The 23,072-nt window shown below is 39.4% G+C and carries 20 protein-coding genes; 3 read left to right on the top strand and 17 right to left on the bottom strand.

Going from position 1 to position 23,072, the window contains the following annotated elements:
* Window positions 1-16 precede the first annotated feature (16 nt).
* The 3 genes from fliE to AAEY62_RS11300 form a co-directional block, all read right to left on the bottom strand.
* Window positions 17-349, bottom strand: coding sequence for a flagellar hook-basal body complex protein FliE (gene fliE, locus AAEY62_RS11310; protein WP_007581879.1), 333 nt, complete (start codon window positions 347-349; stop codon window positions 17-19).
* Window positions 350-505: 156 nt separating this feature from the next.
* Complete coding sequence (locus tag AAEY62_RS11305) at window positions 506-1,972, bottom strand: sigma-54-dependent transcriptional regulator (RefSeq protein WP_350634963.1); 1,467 nt, start codon at window positions 1,970-1,972, stop codon at window positions 506-508.
* The gene (locus tag AAEY62_RS11300; protein WP_350634962.1) at window positions 1,969-3,081 is read right to left on the bottom strand and encodes a sensor histidine kinase; all 1,113 of its coding nucleotides are present in this window, start codon (window positions 3,079-3,081) and stop codon (window positions 1,969-1,971) included. The genes AAEY62_RS11305 and AAEY62_RS11300 overlap by 4 nt, the downstream gene beginning before the upstream one ends.
* A gap of 132 nt (window positions 3,082-3,213) precedes the next feature.
* Here AAEY62_RS11300 and AAEY62_RS11295 point away from each other — a divergent pair, with 132 nt between their 5' ends.
* Entirely contained in the window at window positions 3,214-3,810 is a 597-nt protein-coding gene (locus AAEY62_RS11295) for a DNA-3-methyladenine glycosylase I (RefSeq protein ID WP_350634961.1), read from the top strand.
* Window positions 3,811-4,094: 284 nt separating this feature from the next.
* Here the strand turns inward: AAEY62_RS11295 and AAEY62_RS11290 are convergent, their stop codons facing one another.
* Window positions 4,095-5,531: a sigma-54 dependent transcriptional regulator gene (locus AAEY62_RS11290; protein WP_101216692.1), complete on the bottom strand. Its 1,437-nt coding sequence runs from the start codon at window positions 5,529-5,531 to the stop codon at window positions 4,095-4,097.
* A 444-nt stretch (window positions 5,532-5,975) separates the two neighbouring features.
* Here AAEY62_RS11290 and fliS point away from each other — a divergent pair, with 444 nt between their 5' ends.
* The gene (fliS, locus tag AAEY62_RS11285) at window positions 5,976-6,377 is read left to right on the top strand and encodes a flagellar export chaperone FliS (RefSeq protein WP_350634960.1); all 402 of its coding nucleotides are present in this window, start codon (window positions 5,976-5,978) and stop codon (window positions 6,375-6,377) included.
* An 8-nt stretch (window positions 6,378-6,385) separates the two neighbouring features.
* A complete protein-coding gene (locus AAEY62_RS11280; protein ID WP_350634959.1) occupies window positions 6,386-6,697 on the top strand; it encodes a hypothetical protein in 312 nt (103 codons plus the stop codon).
* A gap of 142 nt (window positions 6,698-6,839) precedes the next feature.
* Here the strand turns inward: AAEY62_RS11280 and fliD are convergent, their stop codons facing one another.
* The 13 genes from fliD to flgE all read right to left on the bottom strand — a co-directional run bounded on the left by fliD (window position 6,840) and on the right by flgE (window position 23,051).
* Entirely contained in the window at window positions 6,840-8,273 is a 1,434-nt protein-coding gene (gene fliD / locus AAEY62_RS11275) for a flagellar filament capping protein FliD (RefSeq protein WP_350634958.1), read from the bottom strand.
* 67 nt (window positions 8,274-8,340) lie between these two features.
* A complete protein-coding gene (locus AAEY62_RS11270) occupies window positions 8,341-8,766 on the bottom strand; it encodes a flagellar protein FlaG (RefSeq protein ID WP_350634957.1) in 426 nt (141 codons plus the stop codon).
* 148 nt (window positions 8,767-8,914) lie between these two features.
* Window positions 8,915-10,354 (bottom strand): flagellin, encoded by a 1,440-nt coding sequence (locus tag AAEY62_RS11265; protein ID WP_350634956.1) that lies wholly within the window; start codon window positions 10,352-10,354, stop codon window positions 8,915-8,917.
* Window positions 10,355-10,488: 134 nt separating this feature from the next.
* Window positions 10,489-11,937, bottom strand: coding sequence for a tetratricopeptide repeat protein (locus tag AAEY62_RS11260; protein ID WP_350634955.1), 1,449 nt, complete (start codon window positions 11,935-11,937; stop codon window positions 10,489-10,491).
* A 69-nt stretch (window positions 11,938-12,006) separates the two neighbouring features.
* Complete coding sequence (locus AAEY62_RS11255; RefSeq protein WP_350634954.1) at window positions 12,007-13,452, bottom strand: flagellin; 1,446 nt, start codon at window positions 13,450-13,452, stop codon at window positions 12,007-12,009.
* Window positions 13,453-13,715: 263 nt separating this feature from the next.
* The gene (gene flgL / locus AAEY62_RS11250; protein ID WP_350634953.1) at window positions 13,716-14,969 is read right to left on the bottom strand and encodes a flagellar hook-associated protein FlgL; all 1,254 of its coding nucleotides are present in this window, start codon (window positions 14,967-14,969) and stop codon (window positions 13,716-13,718) included.
* Window positions 14,970-14,971: 2 nt separating this feature from the next.
* Window positions 14,972-16,975: a flagellar hook-associated protein FlgK gene (flgK, locus tag AAEY62_RS11245; protein ID WP_350634952.1), complete on the bottom strand. Its 2,004-nt coding sequence runs from the start codon at window positions 16,973-16,975 to the stop codon at window positions 14,972-14,974.
* A 1-nt stretch (window position 16,976) separates the two neighbouring features.
* On the bottom strand, window positions 16,977-17,993 hold the full coding sequence (gene flgJ, locus AAEY62_RS11240) for a flagellar assembly peptidoglycan hydrolase FlgJ (protein ID WP_290293277.1): 1,017 nt from the start codon (window positions 17,991-17,993) through the stop codon (window positions 16,977-16,979).
* Window positions 17,994-18,163: 170 nt separating this feature from the next.
* Window positions 18,164-19,258: a flagellar basal body P-ring protein FlgI gene (locus tag AAEY62_RS11235; RefSeq protein WP_024589963.1), complete on the bottom strand. Its 1,095-nt coding sequence runs from the start codon at window positions 19,256-19,258 to the stop codon at window positions 18,164-18,166.
* An 11-nt stretch (window positions 19,259-19,269) separates the two neighbouring features.
* The gene (gene flgH / locus AAEY62_RS11230) at window positions 19,270-19,953 is read right to left on the bottom strand and encodes a flagellar basal body L-ring protein FlgH (RefSeq protein WP_010553251.1); all 684 of its coding nucleotides are present in this window, start codon (window positions 19,951-19,953) and stop codon (window positions 19,270-19,272) included.
* A 16-nt stretch (window positions 19,954-19,969) separates the two neighbouring features.
* Window positions 19,970-20,758: a flagellar basal-body rod protein FlgG gene (flgG, locus tag AAEY62_RS11225; RefSeq protein WP_002959420.1), complete on the bottom strand. Its 789-nt coding sequence runs from the start codon at window positions 20,756-20,758 to the stop codon at window positions 19,970-19,972.
* A gap of 21 nt (window positions 20,759-20,779) precedes the next feature.
* Window positions 20,780-21,523 (bottom strand): flagellar basal body rod protein FlgF, encoded by a 744-nt coding sequence (locus AAEY62_RS11220; protein ID WP_007581863.1) that lies wholly within the window; start codon window positions 21,521-21,523, stop codon window positions 20,780-20,782.
* A 157-nt stretch (window positions 21,524-21,680) separates the two neighbouring features.
* A complete protein-coding gene (flgE, locus tag AAEY62_RS11215) occupies window positions 21,681-23,051 on the bottom strand; it encodes a flagellar hook protein FlgE (RefSeq protein WP_024589965.1) in 1,371 nt (456 codons plus the stop codon).
* Window positions 23,052-23,072 lie beyond the last annotated feature (21 nt).

Genomic DNA, 23,072 nt, shown 5'->3' with positions numbered 1-23,072 from the left:
ATTCTCCACTACCTAATTAAACAGGCATGTTCATGATTTCTTTATAAGCTTCAACAAGTTTATTACGAACCTGTACTGTAGCCTCAAAAGCAACTGACGATTTTTGAGAAGCAATCATCGCTTCAGCAAGCGATACACTTCGATCACCCATCTCAACTGCTGTTACTTTTTGAGCGGCATCTTGTTGTAATCCATGCACTGAATTTAGTGCATCACTTAGCATGTCGCCAAACTGGGAAGTAGAAGTAGGTTGAACTTGAGTCGGCAATTTATTTATTTGATTATTACGGCCGGCTTCTAAAGCCATTGATTGCATTTCTTGAAATACAGCACTGTTTTGAATTTTCATAATTTATCTCTGACACGCAGTGAACTCTTACAAGTAATAAAGCACAAAACATGCCAAATAATTAATCATTAAAATACAATAGGTTAACTTCAATTTGTGTTAGTCAGAGTTTTGACAACCCTAAGTTCGCAGCGCAAACTTAGGGTTTATAGGAGGTTATGCAGGAAGTGAAATACCTAAATCGCGCATTTGCGCTAGTTTATAACGTAAAGTTCGTGGGCTTATGCCCAACGTTTCGGCAACGTCTTTACGCTTGCCTTGGCAACGCGCAAGGGTTTCTAAAATAATACGATGCTCTTTGTCTTTAAGCTCATCTTTATAGCTACCGGTATCTGCCGCTAGTAAACCTTGATTAGGCTCATCCTCAGCATGCAATTTTTCATCATAATATGCAGAGCTTAACGTGCTTTTATCAACACCTTTATCTGCATGAGCTAATTCTGTTGGCGATACTGTTTGCGCTGGTGCCAATGATGGCTCCATAACAAAGTTATTAGATACTAAGTTTTCGATAAAAATAGCATGCTCGTTTATTGTGTTACCCGTGCGCAATATAAGTGCACGCTGTATAACGTTATCAAGCTCGCGCACATTACCAGGCCACGCGTGAGCCAGTAACTTTTGCTCGGCAGCTTTATCTAAGTACGCCATAGGCTCTTTGCTTTTACTTATATGGCGCTCAATTAAATGCTTAGCCAATACAATAATATCGCCAGGGCGTTGGCACAATGGTCGCCACATTAGTGGAAAAACATTAAGCCTGTAATATAAATCTTCTCTAAACTGATTTTCAGACACGGCTTCTTTTAAATCACGATTACTGGTTGCCAAAATACGTACATCGAGCTGGATTGTTTTACGACCCCCTAAACGCTCTACTTCACGTTCTTGCAGTACGCGTAAAAGTTTAGCTTGTAGCCCTAAGTCCATCTCAGTAATTTCATCAAGTAAAATAGTCCCGCCCTGTGCTTGCTCAAACTTACCCGGACATGCTTGAATCGCGCCCGTAAAAGCCCCTTTTTCATAACCAAATAACGTGGCTTCGAGCATATTTTCAGGTATGGCCGCACAGTTAATTGCCACAAATGGCTCATTACACCGGCTCGACTTATCATGAATATAACGCGCAAGTACTTCCTTACCCGAACCACTTGGGCCAAGTACCATTACACTTGCATCAGAGCGTGCTACTTTACTCGCAAGCTCCAATAATTGAATACTAGTTGGGTCGGCAACAATGGGGCCATCGGTTTCTTTTGCTTTTTCAGGCAAATAACGACTCACCATATTTAACAGCACTTCAGGTGCAAATGGTTTAGCCATGTAGTCAATTGCACCTAGGCGCATGGCTTCTACCGCATCGTCGATTGTGGCGTACGCCGTCATCATCAATACAGGTAAATCAGGGTGGTTTAATTTAATACTGCGTAGTAAATCAAGGCCACTCATTGCGCCCATTTGCACGTCGCTTACAACAAGCGAAAATTGATCTTTTTTAAGCAGTAACATTGCTTGCTCAGCACTGTTGGCTGCAACACATTCAATACCCGACATTTCAAGGGTATCTATTAAGGCTTCACGAAGCCCAGCGTCATCTTCGACAACTAAAATAGTGTTACTCATAATGAACCCTCTAGTTTAGATGTTGTCTTAATAGGCAGTAACAAGCTAAAGCAGGCACCACCCTGCGTATTATTGGTCACATCAACACGGCCTTGGTGCGCACTAGCTACCGAACTCACTACAGCAAGTCCTAAACCTGTGCCCTGACTTTTTGTAGTAAAAAATGGTTCAAAAATTTTATCGCTTTGGCTTAAATCAACACCTGGGCCATTGTCGCTCACACTAATACGAACCATATCTAAATCTTTTAAATCTCTTTGTGCGCTAATTTTTACTTTTGCACCGCCGCCGATAACTTGAATACTATTGTGCACAAGATTTTGAATAGCACTGGCCAATGCCGTTTTATTACCGACTATTTGTATATCTGGCTCTGGTAAGCTTACATCCAGTTCACTTTCATTAAGTGCGACCATCGCATCAGCGCCCGCTTTAACTTCTGTTAAAAGCTGCTGCATTGAAACTTGCTCAACAACCTGCTGATCGCCACTTTTAGCAAATAACAGCATGTCGTTTACTTGAGTTTCTAAATCTTTTAAACGCGACATTAACTTTGTTTGAAAGTTATCGCGAGATGCTTCGGGTAAGCGCTTTGACCCTAAATTAGCGGCGTAAAGCATAGCGGCTGAGAGCGGCGTACGGACTTGATGCGCCAGTGACGCAACCATTTTACCCAGCGCGCTTAATCGCTGCATATGTGCAACACGTTTTTGTAAGCGGCGAGTTTCGGTTAAATCCGTCATTAAAATAAGTTGCCCAGGCTCTGGTGCTAAAGCGGTAATATCAAGCTTTATTAGGCGCCCGTCTTTTAAAGACACTTCGTGGCCATCATCTTGATGCGGCCTAAAAGAGCGCTGAATAACATTAAACCAGCGTTCGCCTTCAAGTGGCTCGCCAAGCATATCAATCGCTATTTGATTCGCTTTTGCAATCAAGCCTTTGCCATCAAGTACAACCACGCCTGCTGGCATGGTATCAACCAAGTGCGAAAGCCAACTTGCTTGCTTGCGCAGATCGCTTAATTCACCAATGTACTCCTCTTGAAGTAAACATGGGTTATACTGATTTGCAGAAAAAAACTGTGGTTTTAGCACGCTAGCAAGGGCCATAATCAAATCTCGAATTGATGTAGATATATGTCTAAATGCACGATTTATACCAAAATTTATTTACATACTTATCATTAAGTTACATCAATAATTTGAGCGACATTAAAATGACGCACACAAAAAGGAATAATAATGAGTGAGCAAATAAAGTGCCGTTGCCCGTGGCTCGACACCACTAAACCCGACTACGTTATTTACCACGATGAAGAATGGGGCGTCCCTCTTTATGATGATACAAAGCTGTTTGAATTTATTACGCTTGAATCAGCGCAAGCGGGTTTAAGCTGGTATACAATTTTAAAAAAACGCAGCGGTTATAAAAAAGCATTTGCTAATTTTGATGTAAATAAAGTGGCACAATTCACACAAGATGATATTGAGAGATTAATGCTTAATGAGGGTATTGTGCGCAATCGCTTAAAAATTGCGGCAACTGTTAACAACGCAAAGTGCTTTATAGAAATACAAAAAGAATTTGGTAGCTTTAGTAACTACCAATGGCAGTTTGTGGATAATAAGCCGATTATAAGTAATTTGAATAACGTTGAGGATTATCCTGCAATTACAGAGGCATCAACCGCATTTGCTAAAGATTTAAAAAAACGCGGCTTTAAGTTTTTAGGGCCTACAACAGTTTATGCTCACATGCAGGCCTGCGGCATGGTTAACGATCACAGTAATGAGTGTTTTAGAAAAGAAGAAATTATTAAGGCTTTAAGCGGTAAGTGATTAAAAACCATAAAAGTGATTTGTTCACAAAGAGGTTAAGAGACGCTGCGCTTTAGAGAAGTAAAGCGTAAGTTGACTATGGTTTCTCATTTACCTTCGTTTTTCACGCGAGCAGTCTAGCGTCTACAACAAAAGTAAAAACCGTGTAGGTGCGAATTTACTTCGCGCTCTTGCTAATATTTTTAAGTAAAGTGCGGTATAAAACCGCACCTACAAAACGAGGGGTTATTTATCTACTGTGTTTGGCCAATTTATAACTAAACACTGACAGCTGCTTTTAAACCTTAATCTCTTGAAAGATTATACTTTTTCATTTTCTCAACGAGTGTTGTTCTGCGTACACCTAGTATTTCTGCAGCGCGAGCTACAACGTAATCATAGCGCTCTAACGCTTGGGTTATTAAGCTAATTTCAAGTTCGGCTAAATAATCTTTAAGTTCAATACCATCATCTGGCAATAGCCCACTACCCGTTTGGCTAAACTCAGCGTCTGGCTCACTTTCGTAATCGCTAAAACCGGTGCTAAATATGTCGTTAAAAGCGTCTTTTTCCATTAACTCTTCAGGGTATTCTGGTTCGTAGGCTTCAACTTCAATGTAACGATATTTATTAGGTAAATCGGGAATATCAACCACTTTTTCAGGAAACATAATAACCATACGTTCCACTAAGTTAGCAAGCTCACGAATATTACCAGGCCAAGCATGTTCTTTTAAGCTCTCAACAGCGCGCTCGGTAAACTTAGCGGTAGAACCTGTTTGGTCGTTAACACGGCGCATTAACTCTTTTAAAAGCAGCGGAATATCATCAGCACGTTCACTAAGCGATGGGTTTTCGATAGGAAATACATTTAAGCGGTAATATAAATCTTCCCTAAAACTCCCCTCTTCAATCATTGTTTCTAGGTTACGATGCGTGGCTGCAATAACGCGTACATCAGCTTGGATAGCCTTTGTACCACCAACACGTTCGTAACTTCGCTCTTGCAATACTCGCAGCAACTTAACTTGCATTTGCAGTGGCATATCGCCTATTTCATCTAAAAATAGCGTCCCGCCTTGAGCTAGTTCAAACCGCCCTTTACGAGCCGATATAGCACCAGTAAACGCGCCTTTTTCGTGGCCAAATAGTTCACTTTCGAGCAGTTCTGCCGGTATAGCACCACAGTTAACTGGTACAAACGGTCCATTAATACGCTTTGAAAGCAGGTGTACATTACGGGCAACCACTTCTTTACCTGTGCCTGATTCGCCTAAAATTAAAACATTAGCGTCGGTTTTTGCCACTTGTTCAATTAAAAAGCGAACATCTTTTACGGCATCTGTTTCACCAACTAGCCCATCAAAAATTTTATGCGGTTTAGTATGCTTATGCTCATTAGGCAGCATACGCTGATACTGCTGGCAATCGTGAAGTAACTGAGTTGTCACTTCGTGATTAAATGGCTCGCAAATAAGCCCCACCACATTAGCTATACTTAATAGTGGTTTTAGCGTTTCGCCAATTAATAAAAACGGTAATGTTGGATAGCGTTTAATTAAGCTTTCGTGGTCAAGTGATTGCAACGCTCCTAAAATAATCATGCATTCTTGCTGCTGATATTTTTTGCATTCTTGTTCAAAGCAGTCTTCGCTTAATAGTTGAGCAGCTTCACCAATAAAGCCAAGTGAAGCATTTAATCCTATTGCGCGGTTGTTATTATTATCTAAAATCAAGATCATATTTAGCGAGCCGTACTTTCACTAATTTGTATAATTAGTTAAATTGTAAGCCAGTTCAGCATGGATGCAAGTGGTAGCGGCAGTTTTTTGACATAAACGCCAAAAAACAGGCGGGCTAGTTAAGTCAATCATACTTAATAGTTAATCATTAAGTATGAGTTGTAGTTTTAACTTAGTTATTACTCAGCGATTACTTAACGATTACCTAAATACAACTTAGCCTTAAAAATTAATTTACTCGGCAATAAAAATGCTATTGTTAGTAAATAAACTCAATTATAAATTTAAGTTGAAGTTACAAATGCCGATACATAGATAAGTGAAAATGCTTGGCATTAATATTGCTTTGTTCTTATAAAAGTATAAAAGCTTTATTGATTTTTTATATAAGTTTTTATAATCGCTTTCACATAATTTTATCGTTTTAAATTTTAGGATTTTCCCATGGCTCATGTCTCAGTAAAAAAATACGGTCAAGTTCGTGCCAGTAGTATTGCCGAAATGGCTCCTTACGAACAAATAAACCTTATATTCAGTAATATTATCGGTCGCTTAGCAGCAACAAAAGGGTTTATTGAGCGCAAAGAAATACAAAAAAAAGGTGAAAACATTTCAGCCTGTGTTTTATTATTTGGTGCCCTACAAGACGCACTTAATTTAGAAGTAGAACAAGACCCTAGTATTTCTAACAATTTATTGGCACTTTACGATTACTGCCAACGCCGTTTAACGCAAGCTAACTTAAACAACGATATTGAAGCCATTATTGAAGTATCAAGTATTGTTAAAGAAATTAAAGAAGGCTGGGATAACATTCCGCTAGATCAACGAAACCCTGCGGTTTAATTTAAATTATGGACTCGCAAACATCTTCAGAGCCACTAACTAACTACTCTGAGCTCATACAAACGTTGCTTAGTAAAATTGAAGTGTTAGTAAATGATAATAATGCAGACGAAACTCAGCCTTTTTTAGACACTTTAAATACTAAACTAAAGCAATGGTGCGAAAGTAGTGAAGGTCCAAGCGCAGAGCAATTAGAATTAATTCAGTTTCGTATAAATACTATTTTAGTAAAAGCAAATAGTGCAAAAAACGAATCATCTAAAGCTATTATTAAACATAAAAAGTCTGGTAAGGCCATTAAAGCTTATAAAAACACCTAGTAAACAGACCTAATAAACGACCTTTATTCTAACTAAATACATGGCTATAGCTTACTATTTGAATCAAAGAATAATACACAAAAAACCGCTAAATTTAAACTTAGCGGTTTTTTATTGATTCGTAATACCTTTAACTCAGCTCTTAATTTGATTGCCTAACTACGCCTGGCATGTTCTCTAATTGAGCTTGGACATAGCTGCTGGTGTTATTAAGGCTCGCTACTAATAAATCCATCGCATTATACTGAGCATATAGTCGAGATGATAGCGACTCCATTTTACTGGCAAGGCTCACGCGCTGATCATCTAAATCATCAAGTTGGTTCGTTTTACTGTCGATTCGATTTTGAATAATGCCGTCAGAATCTGTATAAAAGCTCATTAGCTCATCAAACGACTGTGCAAAGCCATCATCGTCATCACCTACAAAAAACTGCTGCACTAAATTTACATTAGCGTCTATTTGCTCGTCGAGTGTTTCTGTATTTAGGGTTAAAACACCGTAGCGGTCTGTTTCTACACCTAATTGCGAAAGTGATAATGAGTTACCATCTCCTAAATCAACTGACTCAGTGATTTCACTACGTAACTTTGACATAACACCACGAAGTAGTGAGTCACCAGCCATAACACCTACACCATCAGTACTAGACGCACCTAAATTTTTACTAAGTTCAAGCAGATCATTGTAACTTTCAATAAAATTCTCTAGCCCAGATTTTATATTATTGTTATTTTCGGTAACCGATATATCACTAATATCGTCATCAACATCATGTAATTTTTTAGCTGTTATATCCACGCCATCAATTACATTACTAAATTCATTAGTATTACTTGATACAGTTAGCGTGCCATCAATCGTTATTTGTGCGTTTTGCGCAGCGTTTACTTCAGTAAGGTTAGTAGTGTGATTGGCTGGGTCTGCGTCTGACACATCATAAGCTAACCGAGATAGGCCACCTGTATCAGTATTATTACCGTCATCGTCTTGTACGGTTATTGTAATTGCGTTGTCTTCGCCAGTTTCTTTACTAGTAAGCACTAAATGCTGGCCGGTATCACTGGTAACTATAGTGGCGGTAACAGAGTCATTACTATCACTGCCAGTAAAAGGTCCGTTATTAATTTGGTCTCGTAAATCTTCTAAGGTGTTTGTAGCCGATAAAACCGTAGAAAAACTATTTGCGCCAGAGCCTATCGTGATTACACCTGCACCTATTGCCTCGTCTGATGCAAATGCGGGGGATGACAATTTATGCGCTTGCGCTAATGCATCTACTTTTACATTGTAACTACCAGGCTGAGCATCTTTATCTGAACTAATTGATATAAAATCATCGTTGCCAGATGCAGTTCGCTTTTGATAGTTATCACTATCGCCCAATGCTTCCATTGATGTTTGCACTTTTTCAAGTGCTGACTTTAGTGCGCCTACAGCTGAAATATCAGTTGTTAACTTGCCTTCTCTTGTATTTAATCGAGCTTCAGCAGGTGCTTGTTCTGCATTTACTAGTGCATCAACAATATCTGATACTGCTAACCCAGAACCTAAACCAGTAAACGAAATAGCCATACTTCACCTCTTCAATACTTAAAAATAAACCAGCTAACTTTTATAAGTTAACACTTATAGGTGCTTACTAAACTGTTTGATCAATCAAAATACCAGCAGATTCAGACAGTTTAGAAACTAGGCTTAATACTTCCTCAGAAGGATATTGCTTAATTACTTCGCCACTGTTTTTATCAAGCACTTTAATTACATCGCGACCTGAATCTTCATCAACTTTAAATTGTAAACTGCGATTCATTTCACCCATAAAATCCTGCAATTGTTGCGCCATTTGTTCTAGTTGTTCGCGCTCTAACGGCTGAGCTTTTTCATCTTGATTATTATTGTTGTATTGGTTTTGCTGTAATTTTTGTTGATTTTGTGCATCCACCTGCTTTACATCATCAATTGCTCGCTCAGTTAAAGTTTGAGCAGCTTGTCCTACTTGCTTATCATCACCAGCAACGGAGGTCGGTAATGTTGTAATTTCTGCGTTTGAAGTAATTGTATTCATAACAGATTCCTATTTTTCACTTAATTAAACTAGCAATAGCTTAGTTTATATTCTTAAACCACAAAAGGAGGTAGCTAAAGCCACCTCCTTTTTTTATAAAACTAATACTGACTTTATGTACTAGCTAGTAAGCTACTACTTTAACTTATTAACCTAATAAGCTAAGTGCTGCTTGCGGTAACTGGTTGGCTTGCGATAAAATTGACGTACCCGCTTGTTGCAATATTTGGTTTTTCGTCATTTCTGCAGTTTCAGTCGCAAAATCAGTGTCTTGAATACGACTACGCGAAGCCGACACGTTTTCTTCAATGTTAGCTAAATTACTTATAGTGTAGTCAAAGCGATTTTGAATTGCACCTAGACTAGCTCTCTGCGAATCAATATCAGCTAAAGCACCATCTATAATATCTAAAGCATTTTGAGCACCAGTAGCTGTACCTAAGTCAACAGAGCTTACATTTACACTGTCTGAAACTTGTGCAGCTGTAGTTGTATCAGCGGTAGCGTCGGCAGTCACTGCAAATGACTCTGTAGAATTAAGCTTTATTGAGCCACCAATAGTTGCAGCTGCAGCAGTTGTCAATGCTGTAGTAGCATTCAGAGTTTTACCATCATGTTCAACACCTTGTATAGTCGCAGTAGCACCTGTCATACCAAGAATTTCAATGTCTTTGCCACTTTCATCTGTTAGTACCAATCCTAATGTATCATCAACAGTAGCGGTTACTCCGTGTGTACCAGATTTTTCATTTATAGCAGTTGCAAGCGAGGCATAATCCGACGTAGAAGAAGTTGTTGCAGATATAGTTGATCCATTAAGAGAGAATGAAGTTGCTCCAGCCGCTGATAGCCCTGATATTGATGCCACTGTTCTCGCATCTGCGCTTACACCTGTACTTGATGTTTTAGCGTTTATATTAGTTGCTAAACTATCAGCTTCGACACCTGCCGTTGTATCAAATGCTGTCGCCAAACCATCTTTGCCTGTAATGGAAATAGCACCAGTTACAGCGCCTACACCATTAGCAGGACCAGCTACTGCAGCACCTAAACCAGAGCCACCTAAAAGAACTTGATTAGTGCCAATATCACTAGCTGCAATACTACCTAAGCTCATCGAAATAGTCTCATTAGCATTAGCGCCAACTTGAAAACTTTTAGTACCAAAAGTACCATCTAAAAGATTTTGAGAGCCAAATGATGTTGTATCTGAAATACGTGTCAATTCAGTTTGCAAAGCACTAACTTCCTTTTGTAAAGCTTCTCTATCTGAATCTGAGTTTGAGCCATTAGCCGATTGTAATGCAAGCTCTCTCATACGTTGCAATATATCCGTTGATGCTGACATTGCACCTTCAGCAGTTTGTGCCATTGATATGCCATCGTTCGCATTTCGTTGTGCTACACCCAAACCATTTACTTGTGATGTTAAACGGTTTGAAATTTGCAGGCCTGCCGCATCATCTTTTGCACTATTTATACGCATACCTGATGATAAACGCTCCATTGACGTTGCTAGGTCAGAGCCTGATTGCGATAGGTTACGCTGAGCGTTTAATGAAGATACATTTGTGTTTACTGAAATCATAATAAAACTCCTGATTACTTTCGTAATATTGCTGTTTTGATTTAACCAAGAGCTGTCACAATTATATGTTCAAGCTCCGTACTGATTAAGTTAACGGCAGTCTGAAGAATTACTTTAATATTTTTTTTATTTTTTTATACTTCGCTTAACAATTCAAAAAGCTTTGGTAAAGTTTCAGGCTTAACATGCACATAATCGCTGTGGTATTTCAAGTTACTAACACCATTGTCATTCGTAAGCTTGTATACATCCAAGAATGTAATTTCACTTTTCTTACACTGTAAATAAAGCAGATGATTAAAATGATAAACTAAATTTTTGAACTCCTCCGCTTGCTCTTTTGTTAGCCCTTCGAAAACTAAGGGATGCGGTGAAGGAACACCATATATAATGAGTGAATATTCTCTAAGGCTTGCTGCATTATTAAGTATAGTTATGTATTTTTCCAACATATCATCAATAATAGAGAGCGGGTTTTTATTATATTTAACACTGTATTTTAAAACTCCTTCATTTATTCTACAGTCAATCTCACCAAACCCAAGTGCTAAGGTACTTCCTTTGGGCAAATTGCTCAACAGAACATTTAGGCTAGCCTTGCATTTATGTTCATCACTTTTAGTGAAGTGGAATATTTTAGCGCCAGTAATAAAAAGAGACTTTATTTTGTGCTTTTCATTTTCGTGTTCAACTGTAATACCATTTGCTGAAAAACCATGGCTTTCAGAAATAAAATAAATAGTGGGTAATTCATTAGCCTCATAGACTTGTCGGTTTGTGTGCCTATATCGGTATAAATACTTGAGTAAGTTATGAAACACTCGATGGTTTTTCAAATTTATGTTCTCTGAATTTATCTGATGGATCATTTCACTCAAAGCGAGCGCTTCTAGCCCTTCATCATCATTATCGGAAAGCCAAAACAAAATAGCTTTCCCTATCAATAGCTCACATAACTGAAAGTCATTTAGCTGATGATTTATCAAACCTAAATCGGCGAACTCCAGAGCATCTTGATAACGGTGTAAAAACATAAAGTTATTAAATATATGAAAATATATGATTGACTGGCTTGGATCTAATTCTAAAACTTTTAATTGTACATTAAGGGCTAATTCAAATAGTCCTCGTTCGCTGAATAGCACTCCTAAATTTAAATAGTACTCTGCTTTACTTGGTTCACATAAGACTGCCTTGTTGTAATTCTTTTCCGCGCTAATGTAGTTGCCTAGTTTACGTTGTACGTTTGCTAGATTATTTAACGCGTCGCCATAAGCATTATCAATATTAATTGCTTTTAAATAAGTACTTTCAGCTAATTTCAATTGACCTATATCACTATAAACATTGGCTAAATTGTTAACACTCGCAGCATGCTGTGGATTCTTAGCTATAACTTTATTAAATAATTCGATAGCTTCATCAAACCTTTTCATTCCATGAAGTGTAAGTGCCATTAATTGTAAAGCATCAAATAGTTTAGGATTTTTTTTTAATACTTTTTTTAAAATTTCACTCGCCAAATCAAAATCTTCTTGCTTATAAAGTATAGCAGCCTTATTTAGCTTTTCTTTAATCCCCATAACTTCTCCATATAAAAAAGAAGGCTCTATATTGGAGCCTTCTTCTCACATCAAATAATAAACTAAACTCTAACCACCTAATAAGCTAATTGCAGCTTGTGGTATTTGGTTAGCTTGAGAAAGAATTGAAGTACCGGCCTGTTGTAATATCTGATTTTTTGTCATTTGTGCTGTTTCAGTAGCAAAATCAGTATCTTGGATTCTACTACGCGACGCTGATACATTTTCTTGAATATTTGCAAGATTACTAATTGTATGGCCAAATCTGTTTTGAATTGCACCTAAGCTAGCTCGTTGAGAGTCTATTTGTGAAAGAGCTCCGTCAATAATATCCAGCGCATCTTGCGCCCCTTTTGTTGTTCCTAAATTAATAGTACCAACGTCAACGCTCGCGGATACTTGTGCCCCTGTAGGCTCGATTAAAGCATTAGCACTAGCAACTGCAAATGATTCAGTAGAATTCAATTTAATAGAACCAGAGACTGTTGCTGAGCTAGCTGCAGCCAACACAGTGGCACTCGCTGTTTTACCGTCATGCTCAACGGCGCGAATAGATGCTGTAGCACCAGTTAATGATCCAATTGTAATGTCTTTTCCACTTTCATCGGTCAATACAAGACCTAACGTTTCATCAACAGTAGCTGTAACGCCATGCGCACCTGATTTTTCATTTACAGCTTCTGCAATAGAAATATAATCAGTCTGACTAGATGTTGTTGCTGTAATTGATGATCCATTCAATGTAAACGAAGTAGCTCCAGATGCACTTAATGTATCTATTGCGACTACGGTTCTTGCATCTGCTGTTACGCCTGTATCCGTAGTCTTTGAGTTAATTAAGGTAGCGAGAGTATCTGCTCCATCGTTTGCTGTAGTGGCAAATGCTTTAGCTTGCCCGTCTTTACCTGTTATAGTTACAGCTGGGCTTAATGTAGTTACTCCATTATTACCAGTACCAGTAACAGCAGCACCTAAACCGGTCCCTGCTAGAGTTAATTGATTTGTTCCTATATCAGTGGATGCAATACTACTTAAGCTCATTGAAATAGTCTCATTTGCATTAGCACCAACTTGAAAGCTTTTAGTCCCAAACGAGCCATCTAATAGCTTTTGAGAACCAAATGATGTTGTATCTGAGATACGAGTTAACTCGGTTTGTAAAGCGCTTACCTCTTTCTGCAACGCTTCTCTATCAGAATCTGAATTAGAACCATTCGCAGATTGCAATGCCAGTTCTCGCATACGTTGTAATATATCAGTCGAAGCTTGCATTGCACCTTCAGCCGTTTGCGCCATTGAAATACCATCATTAGCATTTCTCTGAGCAACTGCTAGTCCATTTACCTGTGAGGTTAAGCGGTTTGAAATTTGTAGGCCGGCGGCATCATCTTTTGCGCTATTAATACGCATACCTGATGACAAACGCTCCATCGAAGTTGCTAAGCCTTCGCCAGATTTAGTTAAGTTACGTTGTGCGTTTAGTGACGACACATTAGTATTTACTGTTAATGCCATTTTACCATCTCCTAGGTTTAAACAGAGTGTGGTTCAACACGATTTAACAGGAACCACTGTTCGATAATTTCTTACAATAAGAAAAGCATTTACTGTGCCAACTTTAATTTGTTTTTAAGTGGTTGTTATTAAATGAAAATATATAATTTGTTGAATTGTAAATAAAGAGTGAAGTTGTTTAGAAGGAAGTGACATTTTTTTGCCGCAAAGTATTGCCGCTTTAAAGTGGGTAAAGCGGCAAGGTATTTCTGCTTATAACTTGCTTATAAGTAATCGAATAATGAAAGGTTAGTTAAACGGCCAAAAGTAGCTTGCGATGCTTGCAGTGCAGTTTCTTGTTTGGTTAGTTCGCTAATAGCTTCTGCCATATCAACTTCAACTAAGTTAGAGCGATTACTTTTATTTTGAATATCGAGCGCTAAGTTTGAATCGCTTACTCTTTCAAGTGCATTCATACGCCCACCTAAACTTGCTTGGGTAAATACTACTTGCTCACTCGCGTTTTGTAATTGCACTAAGCCATCAGCAAGTACTTGCTGAAAGCCTTCACCTTCAAGTGTGCCATCGTTAAGGCCGGTAATAAGTGTCTGTAGTGTATTAAGTACGTTTTCTTTGCCCGGTTTTTCAAGGCTAAAATCGAGTTGACCAGGTGCTGTGCCTTCAAATTCAATCGTCATACCAGCGTATTCAATTGTATCATCGTTAACTTCGCCAGTTACTGCGGGGGTTAGTGCTGCGCCGTCTCGGTATATTTCGTAGGTTTGTGGGTCTGTTGCTGTAGCACCTGAGCTTACTAATACACTATATGTATTTGCAGTTGCTAGAGCTGTAGGGTCTGCGTTGTAATTTGCTTGATGAAACTTATCAAACTCAGCTTGGCCGTCAACATATACACTTGCCGCTGTAATAGAGCCTGAAACACTTGCCGTGTTAGATTCTACATTTAATCGCGCGTTAGTTTTTTCAAACGTATCAAAGCCGTTATCACTCGCTTTAATTGATACACCTTCAGCTATAGTTATCTGGTGCTGGCCCTGGTCGCCATTATAGGTGTACTCACCCGCTGCAGAATCAAACTGATACGGCTGCGTGCTGTCTTGGTATCCTGAAAATATGAATTTTCCGTCTTCTGATCGGGTGTTCATTAAATTAGCTAACGTTTGTTGAATGCCACTAAGCTCTGATGCAATCGATTTTAAATCGTCTTTGGTGTAAACACCATTACCAGCCTGAATAGTGAGCTCTTGCGCTTGTTGTATATTACTATTTATGCTTTGTAATACGCTTTCTTCAGTTTCTAGCCTGCCGGTAAGCTGGTCGATATTTTTAGTGTATTGCTCATTCGTTTGTATTTTATTTGAATACAGCATAGCTTGCGAAATAGCAGCTGGCGCTTCTGAGGTGGTTAAATACTTTTCACCTGTTGTTACTCGCTCTTGAGCATTTGCAACACCTTGTTGGTTGTCGAGTATTTTATTTATGTTGTTTTGGTACATTAAATTATTTGATAAACGCATAATTACCTCGCCGCATTTAATAAGGTGTCAAAAATTTCTTGAGCTGCTGCTAAAACTTGTGCTGATGCTGAATATGATTGCTGAAAACGCAGTAAATTTGCAGCCTCTTCATCAAGGTTCACACCCGATAACGACTCGTACCATGCCTCAGATTGCTGTGCTAGAGCATCAAATGCAGCCCCACTTGTGATTGCTTGGCCAGTTATAACACCTATATCACTCACTAATCCTGAATAAGCTTGGTTGAACGTTTTATGGTTGTCGGCCGTTGCTGTTGTTTCTACATTTAAACGGACTAACTCACCATTTTGTAAATCAGCTAATTTTAAACCATTACGGTTATCATCAAAGCCGCCTTCGTTAAACTCAAGTGTAAAAGTGTCGCCTGTTGCTGGTGTACCTTCTATATCAAAATCGAATCCGTAGGTATCAAATGGAGCACCCGCTTGCGATAACATGCCTTTTGCAGGAGGCGTAATAGTAAAAGTATTCGTTCCGCTATTATCTGTAATTTGATATTCGTTAGCATTACCTGTTTTAACAAGCGTTATTTCGCCATTCGTTAAGCTTGGTGTTGAAGTAAATCCACCGGAGGTAACACTTGTTACTTCTCCCGCTGAAATAGTAGCGGTGCCTATATTATTTAAATCGTTAGCAGTACGGATTGGCGATGCTAGTGCTAAATCTTCTGCGCGCCCTGTTGCAAGTGTAATACTTGAAGCAGCATCTGAATTAAGCTTTATTTGAAATTGATCGCCTTCAACACCTGCCCCAGATACATTTACTTGAAGACCAAATGATTCTCCGGTAGTAATAGTCGATGAATCAATAACACCTGTCGATATATCAGCAAGTGAAGGCTGCCCTAACGGATCGCCTTTGTTATCTATAGGCTGAATACTTACTTCATTAGCATTAGCTGTATAAGTAATAATAAAGTCACTGGCAGGAAGTTCACTGCCCTTACCTGGCTCTACCGTTGCAGTCATACCGGCAGTACCTGTGTTAGCTTGATACGCATAAGCGCCAACGGTAGGAATATTAAAAATATTACCCCCTAGCTGACCTGTTGCATCCATACCCAATTTGTTTTGTTCGTTAAATGCATCAGCTATCGCTAAGCCCATTTGACCAATTTGGTTTTGCGCAGGGACTAATATGTCATCTCTAAAAGCAAGTAAGCCGCCAATTTTGCCTTTAAGCTTACTTACATCAACTTCAAGCGGCACAGCTTTGCCACCATTAACGTCAAGCGTGAATTCTTTAAAATTAGGATCGGGGTCGCCTGTCATCGAAAATAAGTTAAATGCACCATTTTGCATAACAACCGCTTCACCTGTGCCCATAAAAACGAGTTTTTCGCCATTTGGACCATCAAGCGTTTCTATGTCTATTAGCTCTGATAAGTCGCGTATTGCTTTATCGCGTTCGTTATAGGTAGAGCTTGCATCTGCGGCATTATTAGTACCATTAACTGCTGCAATATTTTGATTTAGCGTACTAATACTTTGAATGAGTGAGTTTGCTTCATCTGAAAATATTTCGAGCTGCTCGTTCACTACACTTTTTTGATCAAGCACGATGCCTGAAAGCCTATCCATTTGATCAATTAAGCTTTGCGCATCTGTCATTACTAATGAGCGGGCAACGGTAGATGACGGTTGATTTAGCGCTTCTTGCACGTTATTAAATAAAGAGTTAATACCAGTTGATAGATTATTCGACTCTTCAGAAAAAATAGTATCAACTCTATTTGCCTCAGTAATAAACTGATCGAAAAACGATTTATTAGAGGTGTCACGATTTAGCTGTGACTGAGCAAACTCGTTGAGTAATCTATATGTTTCACCTCGCCCCACTTGGTTATCAACCATAGTGGTAAATTCAGTACGCTCACGTACGTAACCTACGGTATTAACATTGGCGATATTTTTACTTGTCGTTTGCAGTAGCTCCGAGCTTGCTCTAACCCCAGAACTGGCAATGTTTAATAAATTAAACGACATGTTACTCTACTCCTTGGCGGATCACGTTTGCCGCAATGTCTTTTAACTGACTGCTATTGAGCACTTTTTTTATTTTGCTGGCATAATTTGGATCGGTTGCATAACCTGCTTTTTGTAATGAATCTAAAAAGTCGTTTGGTTTTGCTGTATTTTGTAATGCTTCTTTGTAGCGTGGGTTTTGCGTTAAAAAATCAACGAAGTCGTTCACGCTATCTTTAATTGAATCGTAGGCTCTAAAGCTGGCTTGTTTTTTAACGGGTGTGCCTTGTTCAAACTCAAGCGTTACTTTGCTTGCTTTATCGCCTTCCCAGCTTTTATCTGACTTAATATTAAATAAGTTATTTGAGCTGCCACCGTCACTTTTATTAATAATGTGTTTACCCCAACCGGTTTCAAGTGCCGCTTGAGCAACCATTACCGCTGGGTTTAAACCAATTTTTTGCGCTGCAGTTTTAGCGTGTTCCCACACTGAACTTACAAACTCTTCTGCATTTTTAAATGTTGGGCTATCGGTTTTAGACTCTGCAGTATTAACCTTAGGCTCAGCAATATCGGCTTTAGTACTCTTAACGATAAGATCGGATTGCTTATTTTTTTGCTCATGAGGAAGAGCGGATCCGACTTGCGTATCGCTAAAAATATCGTTGGTTGTTCTAAGTACAGAGCCTGGCATAAAGTTTTTAGACTCAGGCGATAACTGCTGAACAATTAAATCGGCAAGGCCTAACGAGCCATTTGATGAAAGCTCTGTTGAAAGTTGCTGATCGTGCATTTCTTCAAAAAACTTTACGCCACTTGAATTAAATGGACTGTCTTTATCTTCAAATGCTTCGTTAGCTTTGCGCATTCCTTTGAGCAACATTTGCGTAAAAATAGCTTCAAATTGTGCGGCCGCTTTTTTGAGCGCAGCTTTGGAAGCATCAGTTGATGCATCGCCACTCGTTAAGGCTTCTTTACGAAGTGAATCTAAGTTGCCTAAATCAAAAAAGTTTTGTTTATCGAGGTGATTAGTTTCCATCGGCTTTTTGACACAAAATGAATAATGCAGTTAAAAATGCAAAAATTGAGCCACTACCGATAAAACAAGGAAGATAAAAATAATAAACTTAAGTTGCTGTAAATAAAAGAGCTCTAGATCTTTGTTTAATAGATATAGAGCTTTGAGTGACACGTTACTTGCTTGAGTTTTTAAATAACGATCAACTGACCATTAATTGCGCCCGCTTCTTTTAACGCTTCTAAAATAGCCATTAAGTCACCAGGCGCTGCGCCTACTTCGTTAATTGCGCGAACTAAATCGTCAAGACTTACCCCTGGGTTAAATACAAAAGCACGAGAGTCGTCTTGGTTCACATCAATAATGCTTTGCTGTGTGACAACTGTATCACCGTTTGCTAGCGGATTTGGCTGCACTACATTTTGCTGCTCAGCAATGGTGACTGTTAAACCGCCATGGGTCACTGCAGCAGGCTGTAGGGTTACATTTTTACCAATAACAATAGTACCTGTACGCGAGTTAACTATAATTTTAGCGGCCATGTCAGCTGGCTTAAATTCTAAGTTTTCGAGTGTTGATAAGTACGATACACGCTGGGATGCATCGCGTGGTGCTATGACACGAATAGAAACAGAATCAATTGCCTGCGCACTATTTGGGCCAACTAAGTCATTAATTGTTTTTTCTAGGCGTTTTGCCGTTGTAAAGTCTGGGCGGTTTAAGTTGAAGGTAATGTAATCGCCTTGCATAAACGGGCTTTCTACGGTGCGTTCAACTGTTGCGCCATTGGGAATTCGTCCAACTGTAGGAGTATTAATTACGACTCTACTTCCATCAAGGCCCTCTACGCCTAGGCCTCCCACAATTAAACTACCTTGTGCAATTGCATACACGTTACCGTCTACACCCTTTAAAAAAGTTTGTAGTAAAGTACCACCACGTAAACTGCCTGCACTACCAATGGAAGAAACCGTAATATCTATTGTTTGCCCGGGCTTTCTAAATGCGGGTAATTCTGCATGCACAGCAACAGCGGCAACATTTTTAATTTTAGGACTTTGAGTTGAAGGTAGCGTAATACCAAAGCTGTTCAACATGCCTCTAAAACTTTGTTGTGTATATGAGTTTTGCTCGCCAGTGCCTGGTAAACCAACCACTAAGCCATAACCAACTAATTGGTTAGAGCGTACGCCTTCAACCATAGACACATCTTTTATGCGCTCAGCACTGGCAGTAAACTGCCAACCTAATAACACAACTAAACATAAAGCTTTAAGGCTATTCATGTTGTTACCCTCTAAAATGGAAACAGCGAACTGCTAAAGAAACGTGTAAGCCAACCAGGACTTTGCGCTTCTTGCGTTTGCCCTTTACCTGAGTATTGAATACGTGCATTAGCAATACGATTTGATTCAACCGTATTATCGGCGCTTACGTCTTGAGGGCGTACTAGCCCTTCTAAACGAATAAACTCTTCGCCGGTATTAAGCGTTAGCCATTTTTCGCCGCGTATAACTAAATTACCGTTAGGTAAAACGCGCATTACATTAACCGAAATATCGCCCACTAAGCTGTTTGATTGGTTTGATTTTGAATCGCCTGTAAACGACGAATCACTGCCAATACCAAACTGAATACTATCGCCACCTATATTTACAGGTAGACCACCTAATCCAATAACGGGGTCTAAGCTTGCGTCGGTTTCTTTGTCTGTTTCTGTTTTAGCGGCTTTTGTTGCTTGAGTAGACTCTTGCAATTTAACCGTAATTATATCGCCAGTACGTAGCGCTTTTTTATCAGAATATAAGTCGTTTGATGTATGAGTATTAAACAATGAACCTGTGGCTACCAGCGGCTCTAAAATAGGCTCGGGGTACATAGGTGCGTAGTAAGGGTCGTCCTGCACTACTTCACTATTTTGCGTAGACATACAGCCACTTAAAAATAATGTGCCCGCTGTAAATAAAATAATATTACGCATAATTCCCCCTACTCTATTAAAGCTGTTGATTGATATAACTCATCATTTCGTCAACGGCCGAAATTACTTTTGAGTTCATTTCGTAAATACGCTGAGTTTCTATTAGATTTACTAGCTCTTCAGTTACATTTACGTTTGAAGTTTCGAGTGAGCCTTGAATAATGCTACCTAACCCTTCAACACCCGGGTTACCTTGTACCGGCGCACCACTTACAGCGGTTTCGGTATAAAGATTTTGACCGATTGGCTCAAGACCCGACGGATTAATAAAGTCACTAATAGTCAGCTGACCAATGACCACGTTATCGGCTTGACCTGCAACACGCACAGATACTTCGCCGTCTTGCGAAACCGTAATTGATTGCGCATCATCAGGTACATTCATTTCTGGCTGAATAACATAACCAGCGCCCGATGTTACAATTCGGCCATCGCCATCAGTAGTAAACTGACCGTTGCGCGAGTAAGCAATATTGCCATCTGGTTGCAGTACTTCAAAAAAACCTTCACCAGAAATCATCCAATCTAGTGAGTTTTCGGTGGTCAACATGTTGCCTTGCGTAAACTCTTTTTGGTTAGCTACAACTTTAGCACCCGCACCTAGCATTAGGCCCGATGGCATTTCGGTATCTTGCGATGAACGACCACCTGGTTGATTAATATTTTGATAAAGTAAATCTTCAAATATAGCGCGGCTTTTTTTGTAACCTACAGTACTCGCATTCGCTAAGTTATTTGAGATAACCGATATATCGGTTTGTTGAGCGTCTAGCCCAGTTTTACTGATCCACAATGCTGGATTCATAATCGTGTCCTCATTTTAAAGTTAAACTATGCGTAATAACTGATCTTGACGCTCGTCAATTTCTTCAGCTGTTTTCATTAATTTCACTTGTAATTCAAATTGGCGCTGGTGGCTTATCATGTCGACCATTTCGTGAACAGGGTTCACATTTGACATTTCAAGCGAACCACTTAAAACTTTTACATTGGCAGAGGTATCTACTGTTACATTTGCTTTTGGTCTAAATAAACCATCGTTACCTTTTTCGAGCTGTGAGCTATTTGCTTCTACCACTCTAAGCGTGTCTATTTCTTCTAAAAAGTTAGCGGGGGCGCCTTGTGGTCGAACTTGAATAGCGCCATCTTGGCTAAACCCTATTTTTTCGACTGGGACGGGTAATATAACAGGTCCCCCTTCGCCAATAACTTGACGACCGTGGCTGGTTACGAGCATGCCTTGAGCTGTAACGTTTAACGTACCCACTTTTGTGTAAGCTTCATTACCGGAGGCATCTTGCACAGCAAGCCATGCGTTATCGCTCATCGCAATATCTAAGTCTCGCCCGGTTTGAACAATGCCACCCGATACCATGTTTGAACCCGGACGCTCTTGCATTGAAAATACACGTGTAGGCAAACCTTCGCCAAACGCTTGCATAGAACGCGCCTGCGCAAAGTCAGCTTTAAAACCCGTTGTATTTGCATTTGCCAAATTATTGGCTTTTAAAGCAAGCCCTTGTAGGCTTTGCTTAGCGCCAGAGGCCGCAATGTAGACCATTTTGTCCATAGTATCGACTCACATAAAAAATCTCTGAACTTATAAATGCAAAATAGGTGCCAGATTAAATTTGACGCAACATTGAGAGGTATTTAGAAGGGCTTACAAAGAGGACTTATAAAAAAGGCTGCAAAAATGCAGCCTAATATATTTAATGAGGTTTAGCTTATCGAATCTGCAAAATACTTTGCTGAATAGTTGAGTTAACTTCAAGCGCACGTGAGTTTGCTTGGTAATTACGCTGTGCAGTAATTAAGTCTACTAGTTCATTAGTAAGGTTTGTATTTGATTGCTCAAGCGCTGATGAGTTAATTCCACCAAATGTACCCGAACCAGCTTCACCCGCTACAGGTTCACCTGAATCAATACTTTGCTTCCAGCTTGTATCACCCACTTGTGATAACCCTTGTGAATTTGGAAAACGTACCATAGCCACTTGGCCTAGGAATGTTGAGTCACCATTACTGTAAGAAGCGACAATTTTACCGTCTGTGCCAATATCAATTCCGGCTAAACGACCAACTGTTGAGCCATCTTGATCGAGTGCTTTTACTTCAAAACCACTTGAATACTGAGTTGGGATACGTCCTGCCGTGTTATTTTCATCGCGCCAGTTAAGCTCAATACCAGTACCTGGGAAAGTTGCACCATTGTCTAGTAATGTTGATAAACCAGCACCAGAACCCGCTGGTAGCAGTATTTCATCAAAAGTAGTTGTATTTGTATTTGCCACACCACCTGTTGTTGATGGTAAACCACTTGAGTTAAAACCTAGGGTAGTTAGTGGTGTATAAGGTGTCGTTGTTTGTTCTCCACCAGTTGTGCCATCAACTACTTTGCCATCGAGTGTTGCGTATACTTCCCAACTGTTATCTGTACCACCTGCTGCGGCATCATCTTCTTTAGCAAAAAAGTATTGTAAAATATGTGGTTCACCTAGTGAATCATATACCGTTGTTGACGTAGATGAGTTATAAGTACCACTAGAAGCAGGGTCAAAATCTAGACCTGTTGGATCCGCCGTTGCATCTAAGTTAAACGACAAAAATACATTTTCTGTTGCGCGAGGTGAACCAGACGAATCAGGGATTTGAATTGGATCAGTTGTGCTCAAACTTACCGACGTTGTATCACCTGTAGATGAATCAACTGGGAATGCTTGTAAAAAGTTACCTTTTGCGTCAACCATAAAGTTATCTTGGTTAAGCTTAAATGCACCTGCACGTGTATATGTTAAATCTTGCGAAGATAAATCGTCGGTCATCGCAAAATAACCTTCACCAGTGATTGCTAAATCAAGTGAGTTATTTGTAAATTGTAGTGAGCCTTGATGAAACTGCTGCGCAACCATGGTTGTTTGCACACCGTCACCATTTTTAGTCTTACCAGAGCTAAATACTGATGAAGCGTAAACATCGGCAAACTCAGCGCGTGACTCTTTAAAACCTGTGGTATTAACGTTTGCAATATTATTTGCCGTTACGTCTAAATCTTTTTGCGCGGCAGCAAGGCCGGTTAATGCAATATTGAAGCTCATAATTCACCTCTAACCTGTTAG

It is taken from the genome of Pseudoalteromonas sp. GW168-MNA-CIBAN-0100, assembly GCF_040309225.1.
Classification (GTDB): domain Bacteria; phylum Pseudomonadota; class Gammaproteobacteria; order Enterobacterales; family Alteromonadaceae; genus Pseudoalteromonas; species Pseudoalteromonas arctica.
This window is presented reverse-complemented; position numbering and strand designations above follow the sequence as displayed.

Coding starts and splice junctions, on each gene's coding strand:
- AAEY62_RS11300 (WP_350634962.1), bottom strand. CDS start 3,081: ATGGCCCTTGCTAGCGTGCTAAAACCACAGTTTTTTTCTGCAAATCAG.
- AAEY62_RS11295 (WP_350634961.1), top strand. CDS start 3,214: ATGAGTGAGCAAATAAAGTGCCGTTGCCCGTGGCTCGACACCACTAAA.
- flgH (WP_010553251.1), bottom strand. CDS start 19,953: ATGCGTAATATTATTTTATTTACAGCGGGCACATTATTTTTAAGTGGC.
- fliS (WP_350634960.1), top strand. CDS start 5,976: ATGGCTCATGTCTCAGTAAAAAAATACGGTCAAGTTCGTGCCAGTAGT.
- flgG (WP_002959420.1), bottom strand. CDS start 20,758: ATGAATCCAGCATTGTGGATCAGTAAAACTGGGCTAGACGCTCAACAA.
- AAEY62_RS11255 (WP_350634954.1), bottom strand. CDS start 13,452: ATGGCATTAACAGTAAATACTAATGTGTCGTCACTAAACGCACAACGT.
- fliD (WP_350634958.1), bottom strand. CDS start 8,273: ATGGCTATTTCGTTTACTGGTTTAGGTTCTGGGTTAGCAGTATCAGAT.
- AAEY62_RS11265 (WP_350634956.1), bottom strand. CDS start 10,354: ATGATTTCAGTAAACACAAATGTATCTTCATTAAACGCTCAGCGTAAC.
- AAEY62_RS11260 (WP_350634955.1), bottom strand. CDS start 11,937: ATGGGGATTAAAGAAAAGCTAAATAAGGCTGCTATACTTTATAAGCAA.
- AAEY62_RS11235 (WP_024589963.1), bottom strand. CDS start 19,258: ATGAATAGCCTTAAAGCTTTATGTTTAGTTGTGTTATTAGGTTGGCAG.
- flgL (WP_350634953.1), bottom strand. CDS start 14,969: ATGCGTTTATCAAATAATTTAATGTACCAAAACAACATAAATAAAATA.
- fliE (WP_007581879.1), bottom strand. CDS start 349: ATGAAAATTCAAAACAGTGCTGTATTTCAAGAAATGCAATCAATGGCT.
- flgE (WP_024589965.1), bottom strand. CDS start 23,051: ATGAGCTTCAATATTGCATTAACCGGCCTTGCTGCCGCGCAAAAAGAT.
- AAEY62_RS11280 (WP_350634959.1), top strand. CDS start 6,386: ATGGACTCGCAAACATCTTCAGAGCCACTAACTAACTACTCTGAGCTC.
- flgK (WP_350634952.1), bottom strand. CDS start 16,975: ATGTCGTTTAATTTATTAAACATTGCCAGTTCTGGGGTTAGAGCAAGC.
- AAEY62_RS11305 (WP_350634963.1), bottom strand. CDS start 1,972: ATGAGTAACACTATTTTAGTTGTCGAAGATGACGCTGGGCTTCGTGAA.
- AAEY62_RS11270 (WP_350634957.1), bottom strand. CDS start 8,766: ATGAATACAATTACTTCAAACGCAGAAATTACAACATTACCGACCTCC.
- flgJ (WP_290293277.1), bottom strand. CDS start 17,993: ATGGAAACTAATCACCTCGATAAACAAAACTTTTTTGATTTAGGCAAC.
- AAEY62_RS11290 (WP_101216692.1), bottom strand. CDS start 5,531: ATGATCTTGATTTTAGATAATAATAACAACCGCGCAATAGGATTAAAT.
- AAEY62_RS11220 (WP_007581863.1), bottom strand. CDS start 21,523: ATGGACAAAATGGTCTACATTGCGGCCTCTGGCGCTAAGCAAAGCCTA.